Source organism: Pantoea sp. MBD-2R, from assembly GCF_039134845.1.
Taxonomy (GTDB): Bacteria; Pseudomonadota; Gammaproteobacteria; order Enterobacterales; family Enterobacteriaceae; genus Erwinia.
Genome location: NZ_CP152417.1, coordinates 3,713,499 through 3,734,765, shown reverse-complemented (window position 1 = coordinate 3,734,765; position 21,267 = coordinate 3,713,499). Strand labels below are relative to the sequence as shown.

19 protein-coding genes are annotated in these 21,267 nt (G+C 53.9%); 14 read left to right on the top strand and 5 right to left on the bottom strand.

Annotation, left to right across the window (positions count from 1 at the left end):
- The first annotated feature begins 80 nt into the window (after positions 1-80).
- The 4 genes from AAGQ96_RS17140 (at position 81) to rlmM (ending at position 3,094) form a co-directional block, all read left to right on the top strand.
- A complete protein-coding gene (locus AAGQ96_RS17140; protein ID WP_147199618.1) occupies positions 81-305 on the top strand; it encodes a YgdI/YgdR family lipoprotein in 225 nt (74 codons plus the stop codon).
- A 324-nt stretch (positions 306-629) separates the two neighbouring features.
- A complete protein-coding gene (locus tag AAGQ96_RS17135; protein ID WP_147199617.1) occupies positions 630-1,547 on the top strand; it encodes a transcriptional regulator GcvA in 918 nt (305 codons plus the stop codon).
- Positions 1,548-1,605: 58 nt separating this feature from the next.
- On the top strand, positions 1,606-2,001 hold the full coding sequence (locus AAGQ96_RS17130) for a DUF423 domain-containing protein (RefSeq protein WP_147199616.1): 396 nt from the start codon (positions 1,606-1,608) through the stop codon (positions 1,999-2,001).
- Positions 1,994-3,094 (top strand): 23S rRNA (cytidine(2498)-2'-O)-methyltransferase RlmM, encoded by a 1,101-nt coding sequence (gene rlmM, locus AAGQ96_RS17125; protein WP_147199615.1) that lies wholly within the window; start codon positions 1,994-1,996, stop codon positions 3,092-3,094. Before AAGQ96_RS17130 ends, rlmM begins: the two co-directional genes overlap by 8 nt.
- Before the next feature lie 178 nt (positions 3,095-3,272).
- On the opposite strand, the gene xni is transcribed toward rlmM, so the two are convergent.
- The 3 genes from xni to queF all read right to left on the bottom strand — a co-directional run bounded on the left by xni (position 3,273) and on the right by queF (position 6,491).
- Entirely contained in the window at positions 3,273-4,043 is a 771-nt protein-coding gene (gene xni, locus AAGQ96_RS17120; RefSeq protein ID WP_147199614.1) for a flap endonuclease Xni, read from the bottom strand.
- A gap of 45 nt (positions 4,044-4,088) precedes the next feature.
- Entirely contained in the window at positions 4,089-5,450 is a 1,362-nt protein-coding gene (gene ppnN, locus AAGQ96_RS17115; protein WP_342754125.1) for a nucleotide 5'-monophosphate nucleosidase PpnN, read from the bottom strand.
- A gap of 195 nt (positions 5,451-5,645) precedes the next feature.
- Positions 5,646-6,491 (bottom strand): NADPH-dependent 7-cyano-7-deazaguanine reductase QueF, encoded by an 846-nt coding sequence (gene queF / locus AAGQ96_RS17110; RefSeq protein WP_147199612.1) that lies wholly within the window; start codon positions 6,489-6,491, stop codon positions 5,646-5,648.
- Positions 6,492-6,626: 135 nt separating this feature from the next.
- Between queF and syd the strand changes: the two genes are divergently transcribed.
- The 4 genes from syd to AAGQ96_RS17090 all read left to right on the top strand — a co-directional run bounded on the left by syd (position 6,627) and on the right by AAGQ96_RS17090 (position 9,338).
- Entirely contained in the window at positions 6,627-7,181 is a 555-nt protein-coding gene (syd, locus tag AAGQ96_RS17105) for a SecY-interacting protein (protein ID WP_342754124.1), read from the top strand.
- 584 nt (positions 7,182-7,765) lie between these two features.
- A complete protein-coding gene (locus AAGQ96_RS17100) occupies positions 7,766-8,092 on the top strand; it encodes a YqcC family protein (RefSeq protein ID WP_147199610.1) in 327 nt (108 codons plus the stop codon).
- Positions 8,092-8,871 carry a tRNA pseudouridine(65) synthase TruC gene (truC, locus tag AAGQ96_RS17095; protein ID WP_147199609.1) on the top strand — a complete coding sequence of 260 codons (780 nt, stop codon included), beginning with the start codon at positions 8,092-8,094 and terminating at the stop codon, positions 8,869-8,871. The genes AAGQ96_RS17100 and truC overlap by 1 nt, the downstream gene beginning before the upstream one ends.
- Before the next feature lie 17 nt (positions 8,872-8,888).
- Entirely contained in the window at positions 8,889-9,338 is a 450-nt protein-coding gene (locus AAGQ96_RS17090; protein WP_147199608.1) for a flavodoxin, read from the top strand.
- A gap of 71 nt (positions 9,339-9,409) precedes the next feature.
- Here the strand turns inward: AAGQ96_RS17090 and garD are convergent, their stop codons facing one another.
- A complete protein-coding gene (gene garD, locus AAGQ96_RS17085) occupies positions 9,410-10,969 on the bottom strand; it encodes a galactarate dehydratase (protein WP_147199607.1) in 1,560 nt (519 codons plus the stop codon).
- Positions 10,970-11,479: 510 nt separating this feature from the next.
- Here garD and AAGQ96_RS17080 point away from each other — a divergent pair.
- The 6 genes from AAGQ96_RS17080 to AAGQ96_RS17055 all read left to right on the top strand — a co-directional run bounded on the left by AAGQ96_RS17080 (position 11,480) and on the right by AAGQ96_RS17055 (position 18,446).
- Positions 11,480-12,823 (top strand): MFS transporter, encoded by a 1,344-nt coding sequence (locus AAGQ96_RS17080; RefSeq protein ID WP_342754123.1) that lies wholly within the window; start codon positions 11,480-11,482, stop codon positions 12,821-12,823.
- Between the two features lie 9 nt (positions 12,824-12,832).
- Positions 12,833-14,170, top strand: coding sequence for an enolase C-terminal domain-like protein (locus AAGQ96_RS17075; RefSeq protein ID WP_342754122.1), 1,338 nt, complete (start codon positions 12,833-12,835; stop codon positions 14,168-14,170).
- Positions 14,170-15,531 (top strand): glucarate dehydratase, encoded by a 1,362-nt coding sequence (gudD, locus tag AAGQ96_RS17070; protein ID WP_342754121.1) that lies wholly within the window; start codon positions 14,170-14,172, stop codon positions 15,529-15,531. The genes AAGQ96_RS17075 and gudD overlap by 1 nt, the downstream gene beginning before the upstream one ends.
- A gap of 20 nt (positions 15,532-15,551) precedes the next feature.
- On the top strand, positions 15,552-16,322 hold the full coding sequence (gene garL / locus AAGQ96_RS17065; protein ID WP_147199603.1) for a 2-dehydro-3-deoxyglucarate aldolase: 771 nt from the start codon (positions 15,552-15,554) through the stop codon (positions 16,320-16,322).
- Between the two features lie 22 nt (positions 16,323-16,344).
- Entirely contained in the window at positions 16,345-17,229 is an 885-nt protein-coding gene (gene garR, locus AAGQ96_RS17060) for a 2-hydroxy-3-oxopropionate reductase (RefSeq protein ID WP_147199602.1), read from the top strand.
- A gap of 77 nt (positions 17,230-17,306) precedes the next feature.
- A complete protein-coding gene (locus tag AAGQ96_RS17055; RefSeq protein WP_147199601.1) occupies positions 17,307-18,446 on the top strand; it encodes a glycerate kinase in 1,140 nt (379 codons plus the stop codon).
- Positions 18,447-18,507: 61 nt separating this feature from the next.
- Here AAGQ96_RS17055 and barA read toward each other — a convergent pair whose 3' ends face one another.
- Positions 18,508-21,240, bottom strand: coding sequence for a two-component sensor histidine kinase BarA (gene barA, locus AAGQ96_RS17050; protein WP_147199600.1), 2,733 nt, complete (start codon positions 21,238-21,240; stop codon positions 18,508-18,510).
- Positions 21,241-21,267: the final 27 nt, after the last annotated feature.

Below are 21,267 nucleotides of genomic sequence, written 5' to 3'. Positions count from 1 at the left end.
AGGCAATTTACTCGCTTTTTGTCTTCAGGTCGTGCGCTTCGGGTGGTTTATCGCGTTACTATCTGCAAGGAGATATAAAGATGAAAAAATTAGCTGCTATCATGGCCGCCTGCGCCATGACTTTCGCTCTGGCTGCCTGTTCAAGCAATTATGTTATGCATACCAATGATGGACGCACGATTGTCGCGGAAGGCAAACCCGTCGTTGATACGGATACCGGTATGATCAGCTACAAAGATGCCAACGGCAACAAGCAACAGATTAACCGTTCTGACGTAAAAGAAATGGTTGAAATGGACCAGTAACGGGCAAAAAAAAGCACCGCAATTTGCGGTGCTACTAAATCACTATGGACAGACAGGGTAAATCTAAAGAATAACGGATCTGCAAGTTAGCAGACCAATTGCAAACACAACATCACGACCACAAGCCAAAAGCCTTTCAAAACCCCGCGTAAATGCTTAAATTTCAAACTGCTTTTCGTTCCGGCTCGGGAAGTGGCGCAACTATAGGTATTTGCTGGTGCATCCTCAACGGACAAATTATAATGGCTCGGATAATAAAAACTAATACGTAAAGCACCGTCAGGAACCTTACGTCCCTAAGCCGTCATCAAGTATCCGGTAATCATGTCTAAACGTCTTCCTCCTTTAAATGCGCTGCGTGTTTTCGATGCTGCCGCCCGACATCTCAGCTTTACCCGTGCAGCGGAAGAACTCTTTGTTACCCAGGCCGCCGTCAGTCATCAGATCAAGTCGCTGGAGGATTTTCTGGGCCTCAAGCTGTTTCGCCGGCGTAATCGATCGCTGCTGCTGACTGAAGAAGGCCAGAGCTATTACCTCGATATTAAAGAAATTTTCACCGCGCTGAACGATGCGACGCGCAAGCTTCAGGCGCGCAGCGCTAAAGGCGCGTTGACGGTAAGTCTCCTGCCGAGTTTCGCCATCCAGTGGCTTGTCCCACGCCTTTCCAGCTTTAACTCAGCTTATCCGGGGATCGACGTCCGCATTCAGGCCGTGGACCGCGAAGAGGAAAAACTGGCAGACGATGTCGACGTGGCGATCTTTTATGGCCGTGGCAACTGGCCGGGGCTGCGAGTAGAAAAGCTGTATGCCGAATATCTGCTGCCCGTCTGCTCACCTCTGCTGTTAACCGGCGACAATCCGTTGAAAACGCCAGCGGATCTGGCCCATCACACCTTGCTGCATGACGCATCGCGTCGGGACTGGCAGTCCTATACCCGCCAGCTGGGCGTGGCGCATATCAACGTGCAGCACGGTCCTATTTTTAGCCATAGCGCGATGGTGTTGCAGGCGGCGATTCACGGTCAGGGGGTGGCGCTGGCCAACAATGTAATGGCCCAGACAGAGATAGAGGCGGGGAGGCTGGCCTGTCCGTTTAACGACGTATTAGTCAGTAAAAATGCTTTTTATCTGGTTTGTCATGACAGCCAGGCAGAACTGGGTAAAATAGCCGCCTTCCGCCAGTGGATCCTGGCAAAAGCGGCCAGTGAACAGGAAAAATTCCGCTTCCGCTACGAGAGCTGAAGTCAGTATGGTTCCTGCGTGGCTCCGGCGGCGCAGGCAAGCTCAGAGGATGATATCAATGTCGAGTCGTGCAATGCTGATTTTTACGGCAATCAGCGGGTTTGTGTTTGTGATGCTGGGTGCGTTTGGCGCCCACATGTTAAGTAAGTCTTTAGGCCCGGGCGAAATGGCCTGGTTGAAAACCGGCCTGGAATACCAGGGGTTTCATACGCTGGCAATTTTGGGCCTGGCCGCCGCTATGCTGCGTCGCGCCAATATCTGGTTTTACTGGAGCAGCGCCTTTCTGGCGCTTGGCACCGTGCTGTTCAGCGGCAGCTTATATTGTCTGGCGCTGTCCCACCTTATGCTGTGGGTTTATGTCACGCCAGTCGGGGGCACCTGCTTCCTGATTGGCTGGATTTTGATGTTAGTTGGCGCACTGCGTCTGAAAAAAAGGGCAGAACGCCATGAATAAAGTTTTACTCTACTGCCGTCTGGGCTTTGAAAAAGAGTGTGCGGCAGAGATCACTGCAAAAGCCGCAGAACGCGAAGTCTTCGGTTTCGCGCGCGTGAAAGAAGACTCCGGCTACGTGCTGTTTGAATGCTATCAGCCAGAAGAGGCGGAAAAGCTGGTGCGTGAGTTACCTTTCAGCGAGCTGATCTTTTCCCGCCAGATGATCGTGGTGGGCGAGCTGCTGCGCGATCTGCCACCAACCGATCGGGTAACGCCTGTTGCTGGCATGCTAACTGGCGTAGTGGAAAAGGGCGGCGAACTGCGGGTTGAAGTCCCTGATACGAACGAAAGCAAAGAGCTGCTGAAGTTTTGCCGAAAATTTACCGTTCCGCTGCGTGCTGGCCTGCGTGCTGCGGGGATCCTGCTGAATTACGAAAGCAACAAGCGTCCGGTAGTGCATGTCTTTTTCATCGCACCGGGCTGCTGCTACGTCGGTTACTCGCTGCCTGAGAACAACTCGCCGTTCTTTATGGGCATTCCACGCCTGAAGTTCCCGTCTGACGCACCCAGCCGCTCAACGCTGAAACTGGAAGAGGCGTTTCACGTCTTCATTCCTGCCGACGAATGGGATGAACGTTTGGGGAGTGGGATGTATGCGGTGGATCTCGGTGCCTGCCCCGGTGGCTGGACCTATCAGCTGGTTAAACGCAGCATGATGGTTCACGCCGTAGACAATGGCCCGATGGCACCCAGCCTGATGGATACCGGCCAGGTCTTCCATCATCGCGAAGATGGCTTCCGCTATCGCCCTACGCGCAGCAATATCTACTGGCTGGTGTGCGATATGGTAGAAAAACCGGTTCGCGTAGCAAACCTGATGGCCGACTGGATGATCAACGGCTGGTGCCGCGAGGCTATTTTCAACCTCAAGCTACCGATGAAAAAGCGCTACGAAGAAGTATCGCAAAATCTGGCGATGATTGATGAAAAGCTAAAAGCCAACGGCATCAACGCGCAGATTCGGGCGCGTCAGCTCTATCACGATCGTGAAGAGGTGACGGTGCATATCTGGCGGATTTGGAGCGCAACGCCAGGCCGTCGCGACGAGCGTTAAGCGAAAACGACTGCGGCTTATCAGACCACTGAGAAACTCAACGCGCGAGGAACAGAGGTCAGGAACAAAGGGTCACGGGCCATGGACGGAGCCGGCCACGGATATCGCTTTTTGCGTCTTTGTGAAGATCTTCTGTTCCTCGTGCCTCCACTGTCCCGCAGATGCCTGGCATTGCTGGTTAAACCTGAGGCGTATTTTGCGGTAGCCGCAGCGCCTTCAGGTTCCCTTCTAAAATCAAATCGGTTTTCAGCGTAGCAACCTGACGGCAAATCTGTGCGGTCTCCTGCTGCTGCTCTAATTTTTTCCGCCACTTTTCCGCCACCGCGGGCAGGTTCTGCCAGATGGCGTCCAGCGTGCCGAACTCCTTCAGCAATTCCGCTGCGCTTTTCGCGCCAATACCCGCCACGCCTGGGATCTTGCTGCTGCTAATACCAGCCAGGCCCCAGTAGTCGGTCAGCTGCGAAGGTGCCACGCCAAATTCGCCGGTAATGAACGGCACGTCCAGCCAGCGCTTCTGAAAATAGTCGCGAATCAAAATATTGGGTGCCAGCAGCTGACAGTAGCCTTTGTCGGTAGAAACAATCGTCGCCTGATGACCGCTGGCGGCCACTTTTGTCGCCAGCGTCGCGGCAAGATCGTCCGCTTCCTCGCCGACTGCCTGCCAGCAGGCGACGCCTGCGGCTTCAAAAGCGGCTCTTAGCTGTGGCATCTCCTCTTTCAGATTATCCGGCATAGGCGAGCGGCCCGCTTTATAGTCGGGCAGCAGCTGGTGACGCCAGCCTTCATGACGATCGTCGTCATCGAAAACCGCAACGGCGTGCGTTGGCTTGCTGTGCAGAATAAGCTGCTGCAATGCATGCACACAGGTTTCCTGGCAGGGCGAATCCTGAACGGCATGAATGCGGCGGATCAGGTTGAGAGCGTCAACAATCAGTAAATGAATGGTCATAAGTACACACAAAGAAAGAGCGGCACGGCTGCCGCTCCCGGGTAATTATCTGATGATTTCGTAGCAGGGGATGTAGGCCGTTCCCGGCAGCTTCATACGGTGCTGGGCAACAAATCCCTGTAACAAATCGTCCATGCGGCGCATCATTTCCGGATCGCCATGCAGCTTGTACGGGCCTTTTTCTTTAATCTCCCGAATTCCTAAATCTTTTACGTTACCGGCCACAATGCCGGAGAAAGCCCGGCGCAGCGAGGCGGCCAGCTGTTCGGCAGGCTGGTCAGGGTAGAGATTAAGATTGGCCATATTTTCATGCGTCGGTATAAAGGGCACCTGAAGTTCAGGATCGATGCGTATTGCCCAGTTGAAGCTGTAAGCATCTCCCGTTTCGCGACGGTGTTCTTTTACCTTCGGCATCGCCTTCTTCATCAGGCGTGCCACTTCGGGCGCGTCATCAATAATGATGGTGTAGTGCTTACGAGCGGCTTCACCCAGCGTACTGACGATGAATTCGTCCATGACGCGGAAATAGTCCGCGCTCTCTTTCGGCCCGGTGAGGATCAGCGGAAGGACCTGCTCCTGGTTTTGCGGGTTCATCAGAATGCCCAGCAGATAAAGCAGCTCTTCTGCGGTACCAACGCCCCCCGGGAAGATAATAATTCCGTGCGCAATACGGACAAACGCTTCCAGACGCTTCTCAATGTCCGGCATAATAATCAGCTCATTGACCAGCGGATTCGGCGGCTCGGCAGCAATGATCGACGGCTCGGTCAGCCCGATAAAGCGTCCTTCTTTATAACGCTGCTGCGCGTGGCCTACCGCTGCGCCTTTCATCGGCGCTTCCATCACCCCCGGACCACAGCCGGTACAGATATTCAGTTCTCTTAGCCCCAGCTGCGAACCGACATTGCGGCAATACTGATATTCAACCGCATTGATTGAGTGGCCACCCCAGCACACGACGGTACCAGGCAGTTCACCAACGTGCAGCGCCCGGGCGTTACGCAGGATAGAGAACACCAGGTTAGTGATCTGCACCGAATCGTCGGCGTTTTGCTGGAAACGTTCAGCGCTGTCGAACTGGCCGTTGACGAACAGAATGTCGCGCAGTACGGCAAACAAATTCGCCTGCAAGGCCCGAATGATGCGCCCGTCCACAAAGGCTTCTTCCGGTGGGTTAATGAGTTCCAGCTTGACGCCGCGCTCGCGACGCAGAACGTTGATATCGAAGTTCTCAAAGCGTGACAACAATTCATGACTGCTGTCTGTCTGGCTACCGGAGTTAAGGACGGCGAGTGAACAGTTGCGAAAGAGTTGGTAGAGGTCGCTGCTGGCGGTACGTTTCAGCATATCGACTTCCAGTTGTGACAACAGATCCATTGAGCCCAGCGGGCTGATATGAGTAATCAAATTAACTCCTTTACACCCATAAGGGTAAGTCACTCAGCAACAAACATTTGCCTGAGCGCCTCAGGCAAATGTGAAAGAGATCGCGCCACAGAGCGAGGCTGCTCCGCTTCGCTCCTGTCCAGATTAGCCCTGTCCGCAACAGATAAACAAGAGTGCACGTGGTGCTAATGCGTAACAACTCGCAAATCGAACCCTTTACTGACGTACCAGGCGGGAAAGACCCGGCCGGAAATCGCCGTTGCTGCGCCATGGATTGATATCCAGACCACCGCGTCGGGTATAGCGAGCATAAACGCTCAGGCTTTCTGGCTGACAGAAGCGCAGGATGTCGTTAAAAATACGCTCTACGCACTGCTCATGGAACTCATTATGGTGGCGGAAAGAGACCAGATAACGCAACAGCGCCTCGCGCTGAATGCGCGGGCCGCGATAGCTGATTTGTACCGAGCCCCAGTCAGGCTGGTTGGTGATCAGGCAGTTAGACTTCAGCAGATGGCTGACCAGCTGCTCTTCCACCACTTCAGGCTGTGTCGCCTTTTCCAGATAGTCGGTCGTGAACTGATAGTTATCGATTTCGATATCCTGTTCGTCAATGCAGTAACCGGAAAAATGGCCAATCGGCTGGCCTTCGATTTCCCGCAGACGGAATAACGCGACGCTGACGTTGCCCTGAGCGCAGGCGCTAAGGTCGCGCTCAAGCGTCGCTCGCACTTCACCCCAGTCAGCAAATTTCGTCTGATTAAAGCTGTTAAGGTAAAGCTTAAAGCTTTTCGATTCGATCAGATTAACGCTGCTGGCATCCAGATTAACTTCGCCTACCGCTACCTGCGGCAGCCCTTTAGCGTTAAGCCAGGACAATTCATACAGCGTCCAGATATCGCCGCCGTGGAAAGGTAAGTTCTCAGGATAAAGCCCAAGAGGCTCACGGTTCATACTCCGTGGCACAGCCTGCAATAAAGAAGGCGCATAGCTATCGTGATACTCTGTTGGTTTTCCCAACGTCAGGCCGCTGAGCGCCTGATGTGAATCTGGTGAAGACATCGTAATACCTTTTGGCCTGCCTTAAGCTGGCGGTGTCGCAAATTAAATTTCCGCTCACGACGCGCCAGATGGCGATTCGCGAGTGAATATGAACATAGCCTTAGTGTAACTCAGGCCGTTAAGAGTGAAAAAAGAATGAGTGAAGAGATTACCCATGCACTAAAAGAGTTTACCGATAAATACTGCCATCGCTGGATCCAGCAATACGGTCATCCCCCTGCCAGCAGCGAACTCTATGGTGTGCCTTCCCCCTGCATTCAGCAAACGGTGGGGGAAGCAATTTACTGGATGCCGCAGCCTTTTACGCTGGCGAAAAATTTCGATGCGATAGAACGAGCGCTAGATTTGCAATTGCAGCCAGCAATTGTCGCCTGGTACACCTCTCAGTTTGCCGGTGATATGTATGTCAATATTGGCGGCAAGGACTGTACGTTGTTGCAGACCTGGAGTGAAGACGACTTCCTGCGGGTGCAGGAAAATTTGATTGGTCATCTGGTGATGAAGCGTCGTCTGAAACAGACTCCCACCTTATTTATCGCCACTACGGCTTCTGAAATGGATGTCATATCCGTATGTAATTTGAGCGGAGAAGTCATTCTTGAGCAGCCTGGAACGCAGAAGCGTGAAGTATTGGCCAAAGACTTAGCCGCGTTTGTTGACGCTCTGGAGATAATTGATCCTGTACAATAATGTGCCGGTCCCCGTGTGAGAGATATCTTACAATATCTGTAAGATATCGCTTTTTAATACGTCGGGACTGATAAAGCTTTTTTGACAAAAACCCAGTAAATCAAAACGTTGTTTTAGATGTTTCCGAACAAAAACGGGTATAAATCAAAAAAGTGCTCAGGCTATATTGTTTGCTTGGGGGATTCGGGCAAAATCTATTACGTCGGAAGGGATGCTGTTACTTATGGAATGAGTCAGGACACATCGGGAAGATGCAACAGGGAAAGGCTTCAGGATGAAGTCAGGATATCTCAGGATTGAGACCAGGGACACCTCCAGGATGGAGAATGGGAGCTGCCAGTATAGGCAGCGAGCCAGGATGCTTAGGGACTCTCGCCAGTGACGGTGAAAAAGTAAGGAAGCTGCAGGACAAAGTTATCAAGGACGAGCAGGGAGCATAGATGTAGCGGGATGGCTGCGAACGAACCGGGAGCACTGTTTTCACAGTGCTCCCTTTTTTTCGTCCATACTTTTACCATCTCCGCGTGGTAGTGCTATGCTTGCGGCCCTTTTTTAACTCTGAATTCTGATACAGGAGAGCGCTTATGAGCCGGGAACAACAAGTTCGCGAACGCTTGCAGGCGATTGAGCAGGTATTACACGACGCGGGACTGTGGCAAACCTGCGCCCCAAACACAGAGGCTTTTGAAAGCCCGGAACCCTTCTGTGTGGATACCATGATGCCGGTTCAGTGGCTGCAATGGGTGTTTATTCCGCGCATGCAAAACTTACTGGATACAGAAACGCCTCTGCCGGTTAAGCTGGCTATTGCGCCTTATTATGAAATGGCGCTGGAAGGCAGCATGCCCGGCCGGGCGACGTTGCTTCACATGCTGAATCAGCTGGATCAACTGTTCGAGCATGATTCCTGATGCTGGAGATTTTGTATCAGGATGAATGGCTGGTGGCGGTAAATAAGCCTGCCGGATGGCTGGTTCACCGCAGCTGGCTCGACAGACATGAAAGCGTTTTTGTGATGCAAACCGTACGCGATCAAATTGGTCAGCACGTGTTTACCGTTCACCGCCTTGATCGACCGACTTCAGGCGTGTTGCTGATGGGATTGTCCAGCGAGGTCGCCCGGTTATTGTCGCAACAGTTTGAGCAGCACCAGCTGCAAAAAACCTACCATGCTGTGGTGCGCGGTTGGCTTGATGGCGAAGAAACCCTTGACTATGCCCTGACCGAAGAGCTGGATAAAATTGCGGATAAATTCGCCAGCCCTGAAAAGGCCCCCCAGCCTGCGGTAACGCACTGGCGTGCGCTGGCCACTGCTGAGTTACCGGTTCCGGTTAGCCGTTATGAGACATCGCGTTATACGCTGATGGAGCTGAAGCCGCAGACAGGCCGTAAGCATCAGCTGCGCCGTCATATGACTCATCTGCGCCATCCGATTATTGGCGACAGCGCGCATGGCGATTTGCGGCAAAACCGGAGTGCTGCCCAGCATTTCGGTATGAAACGGCTGATGCTGCATGCCAGCGAACTTCAGCTGACCCATCCGGTTACGGGAGAACCGCTGGTGCTGCGTGCCGGGCTGGATACTGTCTGGCAGGGAGCGATGCAGCAATTTGGTTGGCAGGCGTGTCTCCCTCATCTTCCCAGGGTTGAGTTTGATGCCGCCCGCCTTCAGGATAGTGCAGCAGAATAAAGGAAAAGGAGAAAAGCATGGCTCAGGTAGGTATTTTTGTCGGTACGGTTTACGGTAATGCACTGCTGGTTGCGGAAGAAGCGGAACCTCTGCTGGTGGATCAGGGCCACCAGGTAAAAATTTTTGAAGATCCAACGCTGGATGACTGGCTGCGCTACAGTGAAAACGTGGCGCTGATTATCACGTCGACGACAGGACAGGGTGATTTTCCGGACAGTATCGCGCCTCTGTTTCACGCCATTAAGGATAAGCTCGGTCATCAGCCCACGTTACGCTATGGCGTAATCGCGCTGGGCGATAATAGCTATGATGATTTCTGTGGCGCAGGCAAAAAATTTGATGATTTATTGCAGGAGCATGCTGCCCGGCGCATAGGTGATGTTTTGCTGATCGATGCGACCGAGCATCCCGAACCGGAAGAAGTCTCTTCACCCTGGATTGAAGAATGGGCTAAACAGCTTGGCTGAAAAGGTTTGATTCCTCCCTGTCAGCATTATAGCGGTGCCGGTCAATACGCTTACCGGCACCGTAAAATAAATCAGGTGACAGGGGCAGGATTAAAGACCGCCAGTGAATTGCGTATCCCCCAGCGATCTGACCAGGTCTGTTTGCGTCCGCTGGCAATATCCAAAATCAGTTCAAACAGCCGCCAGCCCACCTGCTCAATGGTCTCTTCTCCCGTCGCTATCGTTCCCGCATTAATATCCATCAGGTCATGCCATCTGTCGGCAAGCGCCGTTCGGGTAGCCATTTTGATCACCGGGATCACCGCAAGGCCGTAAGGCGTGCCGCGACCGGTCGTAAACACCTGTAGGGTAATACCCGAAGCCATCTGCTGCGTGCCGCAAACGAAATCGCTGGCGGGCGTTGCGGCATAAATCAGGCCGCGTTTAGTCGGGCGCTGACCCGGCGAAAGCACTTCGACAATGGCGCTTCGTCCGGATTTGGCAATTGAGCCCAGCGCCTTTTCCACCACGTTGGCTAACCCCCCTTTTTTATTGCCCGGAGAAGGGTTCGCGCTACGATCGGTTTTCCCCATATTCAGATAGTCGTCATACCAGGCCATCTCTTCCAGCAGGCGCTTACCCACCTCTTTATTGATCACACGTGGTGTGAGCAGATGAACGGCATCGCGCACTTCCGTGACTTCTGAAAACATCACCGTTGCGCCGCAACGTACCAGCAAATCGGAAGCAAAACCCACGGCGGGATTCGCGGTGACGCCCGAGAAAGCATCGCTACCGCCACACTGCATGCCGACGACCAGTTCTGAAGCCGGAACGGTCTCGCGCTGACGCTGGTTCAGGCGCTGTAAATGGCGTTCGGCAACCTGCAAAATATCCTGCACCATCGATTCAAAGCCGACATGTTTTTCGTCCTGAAGGCGCACAATATCTTCTTCACCAAGCGAAATGGCCTGTACGTCAGGGGTGCCTTCCAGCAAGCGCTCCGGCTGCAACTTCTCACAGCCCAGCCCCACGACCATGACTTCGCCGCCGAAGTTAGCATTCAGCGAAAGATTATGGATAGTGCGAATAGGAACGATGGCGGCAGGTGCATTGATCGCTACGCCGCAGCCATAAAGATGATTGAGGGCGACCACGCCATCGACATTGGGATAGTTGGGCAACAGCTGCCGCTCAATAATCTGAACAACATAATCCACAACGCCCGCGACACAGTGAACGCTGGTGGTAATCCCCAGAAGATTTCGTGTTCCCACACTGCCATCGGCGTTGCGATAGCCTTCAAAGGTATACCCTTCAAGCGCAGGTAAATCGGCAGGAATATGGGTGGCGAGCGGCAGGCTGGCGAGTTCCGGTGCTTCCGGCAACACCACCAGCGACTCATCAATCCAGCTGCCGCGCAGAATATCGCGCAGGGCATAGCCGATGACTTCACCGTAACGAATAATATCGTTGCCCTTGGCAATATCGCTTAACGCAACTTTATGCCCCTGGGGAATATGCTCTTTGAGTTGTAAACCGCATGGAAATTCCGTGCCCGCCTTCAGGCCGTTATTATTGACCACGATGGCGACATTATCGTTTTCATGCACCTTAATATAGAGAGGTGTGTCATTTTGCGTTTTGTTCATTGCTCGACAAGTCCTGAAATAAATGAAAGAAGCGTTTTCTTTCTCTCCCTGAAATACGAGATTTAAAGACTTTGTGAGTAGACGTTATTCTGCTGTTGGACAGTATATGAGCCGGTTGGGGCAAAAACATTATGCAAATGTCCGACATCATACTTCTTTAACCGTTTATTTTAGGGCGTTTCCCCAGCAATCAGTGAGAGTGCTCACAAACAATGCGGCATTACCGTTAGAGTGTGACCGCTTCCACAGATTATCAGGTTCCGTGAGCCAGCCCGCAGCATGTTGTGCAATTGCCAAAAGAACAGGGCTATTTAACCGGTTTAACCGGGCAGTTTACTGATGTGTTCCCGTTTTACCCTTCTTATACTTTTTAGCGAACGGGACAGAGTTGTTAGCGCATTATTCTGCTATTTAATCGCTGTGTTTAACCCAACGTCATTCTGATACCCAACGCGATGTGTATGCAGTCCAGAGTGAGTTTGCCTGACCGCTATATTTCAGGAGTGCATCATGAATTCAATCAGCAGTGCTGCGAGCGAAGTGCAAAAAAGAACGAATGCTCGCTACTGGATAGTGGTGATGTTATTTATCGTCACCTCTTTCAACTACGGGGACCGCGCAACGATCGCCATTGCGGGTTCGGCCATGTCAAAAGATATTGGGATGGACTCGGTCGGTCTGGGCTACATCTTCTCGGCATTCTCCTGGGCTTACGTTATTGGGCAAATCCCCGGCGGCTGGCTGCTGGACCGCTTTGGATCTAAAAAGGTCTATTTCTGGAGTATTTTTCTGTGGTCGCTGTTTACGCTGTTGCAGGGATTTGTCGACCTGTTCAGCGGCTTCACCATTATCGTCACGCTCTTTATGCTGCGGTTTATGGTTGGGCTGGCCGAAGCGCCCTCGTTTCCGGGCAACAGTCGTATTGTCGCGGCATGGTTTCCGGCGCAGGAACGCGGCACCGCCGTGGCCATTTTCAATTCAGCACAATACTTCGCGACGGTTATTTTTGCACCGATCATGGGCTGGCTAACGTCGCAGGTAGGTTGGGCGCACGTGTTCTGGTTTATGGGGGGGCTCGGCATCATTATCAGCTTTATCTGGCTGAAAGTGATTCACGATCCTAACGATCATCCGGGCGTCAACAAAGCCGAGCTGGAGTATATGGAGCAGGGCGGCGCGTTGATCAACATGGATCAAAAGAAAGAAGATCGTAAAGTCAGCTGGGCAGAAAAACGTTATCAAATTAAGCAGTTAATCGGATCGCGTATGATGCTTGGCATCTACCTCGGGCAGTATTGCATTAACGCTTTAACCTACTTTTTTATTACCTGGTTCCCGGTTTATCTGGTGCAGGCGCGCGGCATGTCGATTCTGAAAGCCGGCATGGTGGCCTCTGTCCCAGCCATCTGCGGTTTTCTGGGCGGCGTACTGGGCGGCATTATTTCTGACTGGCTGATGCGTAAAACCGGTTCCCTTAATATTGCACGTAAAACGCCGATCGTGGCGGGCATGCTGCTCTCTATCACCATGGTGGTCTGTAACTATGTCGATACCGAATGGGTGGTAGTGTTCTTTATGGCGCTGGCGTTCTTTGGGAAAGGCATTGGTGCACTCGGCTGGGCGGTAATGGCGGATACCGCGCCAAAAGAGATTAGCGGTCTCAGCGGCGGCCTGTTCAATATGTTCGGTAATGTCTCCGGCATTATTACGCCTATCGCTATCGGCTACATCATTGCCACCACCGGCTCCTATAACGGTGCGCTGATTTACGTCGGTATTCACGCCTTCGTTGCGGTATTGAGCTATCTGGTGCTGGTACGCGATATCAAACGTATTGAGCTGAAATCCCTGTAAGGACGGAATATGGATACGCAAAGCAGCCCGACCATTACGGATATGAAAGTTATCCCCGTGGCGGGTCACGACAGTATGTTGCTTAATATTGGCGGTGCTCACGGCGCTTATTTTACCCGAAATATCGTGGTACTGACGGACAGCGCCGGGCATACCGGCGTAGGCGAAGCACCAGGGGGCGAGACCATTTATCAAACGCTGATGGACGCCATTCCCCAGGTAAAAGGGCGGGAAGTGGCAAGGATGAACCGGCTGGTGCAGGACGTGCACAAAGGCAACCAGTCGGCTGATTTCGATACTTTTGGTAAAGGCGCCTGGACTTTTGAGCTGCGGGTAAACGCGGTAGCCGCGCTGGAAGCGGCGCTGCTGGATCTGTTAGGACAATGCCTGAACGTGCCGGTGGCGGAGCTGCTCGGCCCTGGCAAGCAGCGTGATGAAGTGACGGTGCTGGGTTATCTGTTCTATATCGGCGACCGCGAGCAAACCGATCTTCCTTATCTTGCGGGCGAACAGGCAAAACACGCGTGGTATCACCTGCGTCATCAAAAGGCGATGGACAGCGCCGCCGTGGTGCGTCTGGCGGAAGCTGCCCAGGACAAATACGGCTTCAAAGACTTCAAGCTGAAGGGCGGCGTTCTGCCAGGTGAACAGGAAATTGATGCGGTGAAAGCGATGAAAAAACGCTTTCCTGACGCGAGAATTACCGTCGATCCCAATGGGGCCTGGCTGCTGGATGAAGCCATTGCGCTGTGCAAAGACATGCAGGGCATTCTGACTTATGCCGAAGATCCCTGCGGTGCAGAACAGGGTTATTCAGGTCGCGAGGTGATGGCCGAGTTCCGCCGTGCAACGGGCCTGCCTGTCGCCACCAATATGATCGCCACTAACTGGCGCGAGATGAATCATGCGGTGATGCTCAATGCCGTCGATATTCCGCTGGCGGATCCGCATTTCTGGACCCTGAGTGGAGCAGTTCGCGTCGCGCAGCTTTGCGACGACTGGGGGCTTACCTGGGGCTGCCATTCCAACAATCATTTTGATATTTCGCTGGCGATGTTCACCCATGTGGGGGCGGCCGCGCCGGGTAAACCGACGGCCATTGATACCCATTGGATTTGGCAGGAAGGGAACCAGCGCCTGACTAAAGAGCCTCTGCAAATCCGCAACGGCAAGATTGCCGTGCCGGATGCGCCAGGATTGGGGATAGAGCTGGATTGGGCACAAGTTGAGAAAGCCCATGCGCTGTACAAAACATTGCCTGGCGGCGCACGTAACGACGCCGCCTCAATGCAGTATCTGATCCCTGGCTGGACTTTCGATCGCAAGCGTCCCGCTTTTGGCCGCTGATGCCCACTTCTCAGAAGGAACAGGTTATGAGTCAAACAACACCGCTAATAATGGAAATGCAGGTGATCCCCGTGGCGGGACACGACAGTATGCTGCTGAATCTCAGCGGCGCTCACGGTCCTTTTTTTACCCGGAACATTGTCATTATCAAAGACAATTCCGGGCATACCGGCGTGGGAGAAATACCCGGTGGCGAAAAGATTCGTCGCACGCTGGAAGAAGCCGCCGCGCTGCTGAAAGGACACAGCATTGGAGAATATAAAAACCTGCTGAGTCATGTGCGCAATACCTTTGCCGATCGTGATTCGGCGGGACGGGGAAATCAGACCTTTGATTTGCGCACGACAATCCACGTCGTCACCGGCATTGAAGCCGCGCTGCTGGATCTGCTTGGGCAGCACCTGGGCGTGAACGTGGCTTCGCTGCTGGGCGATGGGCAGCAGCGCGATCGCGTCGAAATGCTGGGCTATCTGTTCTATGTCGGCGACCGGCGTAAAACGTCGCTGCCTTACCAGAGCCAGCCGGATGAGCACTGTGACTGGTATCGACTGCGCCACGAAGAGGCGCTGACGCCGGAGGCGGTGGTTCGCCTGGCGGAAGCCACGTATGAAAAATATGGTTTCAACGACTTCAAGCTGAAAGGCGGCGTGCTGGCCGGCAGCGAAGAAGCCGAAGCGGTTACCGCACTGGCCAGGCGTTTTCCTGAAGCAAGAATTACGCTCGATCCAAATGGCGCATGGTCGCTGAACGAAGCGATCGCGCTGGGCAAACAGCTGAAAGACGTGCTGGCTTATGCTGAAGACCCGTGTGGCGCAGAACAGGGCTATTCAGGCCGGGAAGTGATGGCGGAATTCCGACGTGCGACGGGTCTGCCAACCGCCACCAACATGATTGCCACCGACTGGCGGCAGATGGGTCATACTTTATCTTTGCAGTCCGTCGACATTCCGTTGGCCGACCCGCACTTCTGGACGATGCAAGGCTCCGTCCGCGTGGCGCAGATGTGCAACGACTTTGGCCTTACCTGGGGCTCACATTCCAATAATCATTTCGATATTTCACTGGCGATGTTCACTCATGTGGCCGCAGCCGCTCCTGGCAAAATCACCGCCATCGACACCCACTGGATCTGGCAGGAAGGCAATCAGCGCCTGACGCGTCAGCCTCTACAGATCAAAGGTGGCTGTGTGCAGGTACCGCAAAAGCCGGGGCTGGGCGTCGAGCTGGATATGGATCAGGTAATGAAGGCTCACCAGCTGTATCAAAAATTTGGTCTGGGCGCGCGCGACGACGCGCAGGCAATGCAGTTCCTGGTACCAAACTGGACCTTTGATAACAAACGCCCTTGTCTGGTGCGCTAACCCTTTTTCAGGAGAGAGCAATGAGCTATGTAAGCAGTCCTAACAGCTTCCGCCAGCGTTTACTGGCAGGCGAAACCTTAATCGGCAGCTGGTGTGCGCTGGCAAATCCTGTTACCACGGAAATTCTTGGTCTGGCCGGTTTCGACTGGCTGGTGCTTGACGGAGAGCATGCCCCAAACGACATCACCACCTTTGTCCCTCAGCTGATGGCACTGAAAGGCAGCGTCAGCGCACCGGTAGTGCGTCCTCCCTGTAATGAGCCGGTAATCATCAAGCGTCTGCTCGATATCGGCTTCTCTAACTTTCTGATCCCGTTTGTTGAAACGGAAGAAGAAGCGGTGCGCGCCGTCGCCTCCACGCGCTATCCGCCAATGGGCATTCGTGGCGTGTCGGTTTCGCATCGTAGCAACATGTACGGCACCGTGCCGGAGTACAACAGCACCATCAACAGCAACATCACCGTGCTGGTACAAATTGAAACGCAGCAGGCGGTGGACAACATTGATGCGATAGCGGCAGTTGAAGGCGTGGACGGCATCTTTGTCGGTCCTGGCGATCTGTCGGCGGCACTGGGCTATCTCGGGCAGCCGGCCCATCCGGAAGTCCTGAAAGTCATTAAATATATCTTTGAACGAGCGAAAGCAGCGGGCAAACCGAGCGGCATCCTCGCGCCGGTGGAAGCCGATGCCCGGCGCTATCTGGAGTGGGGCGCCGGTTTTGTGGCGGTAGGCAGTGACGTAGGCGTGTTCCGTGGAGCCACTCAGGCTCTGTGCGATCGCTTCAAAAAATAACGCATATTTTAAGGAGACAGAAATGAAAATCGGATTTATTGGTCTGGGCATCATGGGCAAACCCATGAGCAAAAACCTGCTGAAAGCGGGCTATTCGCTGGTTGTACGCGATCATAATGCAGACAGCGTGGCGGAAGTGGTCGGCCTTGGTGCCACCGCGGCCGAGTCGGCAAAGGCGATAGCTGAGCAGAGCGACGTCATTATCACCATGTTGCCTAACTCACCACACGTCAAAGAAGTGCTGCTGGGCGAAGGTGGCGTCATTGAGGGCGCGAAACCCGGTACGATCGTTATTGATATGAGTTCCATCGCGCCGCTTGCCAGCCGCGAAATTCATGAACAACTGGCGAAGAAAAACATCGCTCTGCTGGATGCGCCCGTCAGCGGCGGCGAACCTAAAGCGGTAGACGGAACGCTGTCGGTAATGGTCGGCGGTGATAAAGAGCTGTTCGATAAATGCTACGACATTATGAAAGCGATGGCCGGTTCTGTTGTTCATACGGGAGATATTGGCGCGGGCAACGTTACCAAGCTGGCAAATCAGGTGATTGTGGCGCTGAATATTGCAGCCATGTCGGAAGCGCTGACGCTGGCGACTAAAGCGGGTGTAAATCCGGAACTGGTTTATCAGGCGATTCGTGGCGGACTGGCAGGCAGTACCGTATTAGATGCCAAAGCACCAATGGTCATGGATCGCAACTTCAAACCGGGCTTCCGTATCGATCTGCATATTAAAGACCTGGCGAATGCGCTGGATACCTCGCACGGCGTGGGTGCCCAGCTGCCGCTGACGGCGGCGGTGATGGAGATGATGCAGGCGCTGCGTGCCGATGGCCTTGGCACGGCCGATCACAGCGCCCTGGCTTGCTATTATGAGAAATTAGCGAAAGTAGAAATCAGTAAGTAAGCCAGGAATCCGGCTTAATTATTAAGCCGGAACCTGCATTTCTGGCGCAGGCCAGTCCAAACGCGCACGGATAACGTATGAAAATAGTCATTGCACCTGATTCATATAAAGAGAGCCTGACAGCCCAGCAGGTTGCCACGCAAATCGAACAGGGATTTAGTGAGATTTTTCCTGAAGCACAGTATGTCAAACTTCCGGTTGCCGATGGCGGAGAAGGCACGGTAGAAGCGATGGTCGCCGCGACCAAAGGTAAAATTATCCGGCTGAACGTCACCGGTCCGCTGGGTGAAGAGGTGGAAGCCTTTTACGGCCTCTCCGGTGACGACAGCTGCGCCTATATTGAAATGGCCGCGGCCAGCGGACTCGAACTGGTTCCCGCTTCACGCCGCGATCCGCTGATCACCACCTCACTGGGTACGGGGGAGTTAATCCGCAACGCGCTGGACCGAGGCGTTGAGCACTTCATTATCGGCATTGGCGGCAGCGCCACCAACGATGGTGGGGCCGGAATGGTTCAGGTGCTCGGCGCAAAGCTTCTCGACAAGCAGGGAAAGCAAATTGGTTTTGGCGGCGGCAGGCTGGCGGAGCTGGACAGCATCGATCTCAGCGAATTTGATTCGCGCATTAAAAATTGCCGTTTTGAAGTCGCCTGTGACGTGACAAACCCGTTACTGGGGGAAGAGGGGGCTTCCGCCGTATTTGGCCCGCAAAAAGGTGCCACGCCAGAACTGGTCAGACAGCTGGATAAGGCGCTTGAGCACTATGCACGGATCATTCAACGCGATCTGGATATCGATGTGCTTTCCATTCCGGGCGGTGGTGCGGCCGGTGGCATGGGCGCGGCGCTGCATGCATTTTGTCAGGCTGAACTGCGTCGGGGCATTGAAATTGTCACTGAGGCGCTGGGGCTGGATGAGCTGGTGAAGGACGCCACGCTGGTGATCACCGGCGAAGGACGCATCGACAGCCAGACGATTCACGGTAAAGTGCCGATTGGCGTAGCGAAAGTAGCCAAACGCTATAATAAACCGGTGATTGGCATTGCCGGAAGCCTGACTGCCGACGTTGCCGTGGTGCATCAGCACGGGCTGGATGCGGTTTTCAGCGTTATTTACAGCATTTGCACGCTGGAAGACGCGCTGGAAAACGCTGCGGAGAACGTTCGAATGACGGCAAGAAATATCGCCGCCTCGCTGGCAATTGGCCAAAAGATGTAGCGCTTTGGAATAAAACAGCCCCGGTTTAATGGGGCTTCCGCATATTGTCTGGTGCGTGCCGTCAGTGAGATCGGCTCAGCCTTTCTTTTGCCAGCTTCGCGACGTTTTCCATCTCATCAAGCAACTCAAACAACTCCGGTTCAATATCCGCAATAGGGTTATCGGCCCGCAGAGCTTGCTCCAGCTGCTGGCAAAGCGCCTTCATGCGGGGCACACCGCTGTAGCTGGCGCTGCCGTGAAGCTTGTGAATAATATCCCGCAATCCCTGCCTGTTTTCATCGGCCATATGATCTTCAACCTGCCTGCGAACTTCCGGCAGGAAATCCACCAGCATCTGGAGCAAATCACGTGCTAAATCGGGCTTATTGGCGGCCTGGCGCAGCGCGAGATCCCAGTCAAGCGATGCCGAAACGCCGTTTGATACGGGCACAGCAGGTAAAAGATGAGGCGAATAACGCGCCAGCAGATGGCTAAGCTTAACTTCATCTATCGGCTTGGCGAGATAGTCGTTCATGCCCGCTTTGATCAAATGCTCTTTCTCGCCATCCAGGGCGTGAGCGGTGACGGCGACGATAGGCGTGTTGATATGATGAGGGATTTCCCGAATCAATTCGCTGGCGCGCAGGCCGTCAATTTCCGGCATCTGAATATCCATCAGGATAATATCCAGCTCCCGTTGTTCAGCCTGCTGAATGGCGGTGACGGCGCTGTCGCAGAGAATAATAGTCTCCGCCTGCTCTTCCAGCAGCGCGCCGATCAGTTTCAGGTTAGCCGGGTTATCATCTACGGCCATCACCGTGAGCGGAAGTTTAATTCTGTTCGTGCGGAAATCGGTCTCGCGTGCGTGATTGTCAAGCAACACGGGCAGCAGGCGGGAGAGCGAAACCGGTTTGATCAGGCAGGCACTGACCCCTTTTTCCTTCAGTTCTTCGGCATGAACCTGCATCTGGCAAGGCAACGCCATAATAACGTGATCGGCCCGTTTCAGCGCAGGAAGCAGCGCGTCCAGGCACAGTTCACGGTGCCGCTCTTTCGCTATGGGTAAGCCAACTAACAGCGCGTCGTAGCGCTCCTTTTGCAAGCCTTCCAGCGTGGTGCTGTAGCTGACGGTCATGTTCGTGGCCGCAAGCAGGTCTAACGTTGCCTGGGCAGCGGCCGGGTTGGCTTCAACGTAGGCAAGGCTTTTACCATGCAGGCAGTCTACCGCATGCAGATCGCTGGCGGCATTGGGGTTAAGCGCCAGGTTAACATGGAACCAGAACGTTGAGCCCTGATTCAGCCGGCTGTGGAAGGAGATTTCACCGCCCATCTCATTGACCAGCTTCTGAGTAATGACCAGCCCCAAACCGGTGCCGCCGTGGCGACGTGAAATGCTGGCGTCGGCCTGACGAAACGCCTGGAACAGCTGTGACTGCTGCTTTTCGGAAATGCCGATACCGGTATCGTGGATCTGAACTTCCAGATCGACCCGATTATTACTTTGCGAACGCTTTTCTACGCGAATATCAATGTGGCCGCTTTCGGTGAATTTGATCGCGTTGCCCAGCAGGTTTACGACGATTTGCTGCATGCGCAGCGGATCGCCGATGGCATTGTCCGGCACGTCGTGCTGGATGCTTAGCGTCAGTTCCAGCCCTTTTTCATGAGCCGACTGCGCCAGCAGTACCACCACTTCATCCAGCGTGGCGCGCAGCGGGAAAGGAATGGTTTCCAGCACCAGCTTGCCCGCTTCCAGCTTGGAAAAGTCGAGCACGTCATTAATGATGCTTAACAAGTTATTCGCGGAGCGTTCGATGGTATGCAGATAATCGCGCTGGGTAATATTCAGCTGGGTTTTCAGCGTCTGACGGGTAAAACCAATCACGCCATTCAGCGGCGTACGCAGCTCGTGCGACATATTGGCAAGGAATTCTGACTTGATCCTGGCTGCTTCCTGAGCGCGTTTCTTCGCCAAATCCAGCTCAACGTTCTGGATCTCCATCTGCTCTAACGTCTCGCGCAGATCTGACGTCGCCTGGTCAATATTCTGCTGCATCTCTTCATGGTAGGCGGTCAGCGACATCGCCATTGAGTTGATGCCGTTTTTCAGCATATCCAGCTCGCCGAGCATATGCCCGGTGACGCGGCTGTCCAGCTGGCCGCGACGAATGCGGTCAACGGTATTCACCATATCGCGAATCGGCCCGGTCACGTCCCGCATCAGCCGGTAGGCGAACAGCATGGCAAGACAGAGGCAAAACAGCAGCAGCAGGGTTGAAACAAAAACTTCTTTATATTGCTGTAGCCTGACCGACTGTAAATCCAGTTCGATAGCGACATAGCCGAGCGGATTACCGTCAGGCTTGACGTTTTCTCCCGGCGACTCATCCGGGTAATAGCTTTCGGATAAAATAGGCGTTCGCAGAATTACCGAGTTGCCTTTACGTTCATAGCTGAAGGTCGCCGGCAGCGGGCTGCCCGCTGGCAGACGTAATTTGTCGGCGCTGAGATGATAGTTAGAGGTAACGAACAGCTGATTCTGCGCGTCAAAAACGGTAATCGCCCGAACGATATCCGAATGCCGACGGTGCAGCAGGCTGACCAGCTGGCGCACCGACTCCTTACTGCGGAAGGTCATGCCGTATTCACTGGAAACGGCCAGTGGCTCAATAATATTGGCACCGGCATCCACCAGCTGACGCTGAAGTTCATTGTAGCGATGCACAATAAAGAAGGTGCTTAACAGCAGCCCGATCATCAGCGTGGGCGCCAGAATCAATATCATCATGCGTGCCCGCAGGCTGTATTTGGTCATAATCATCCTGTAGCGCGATGATAATCG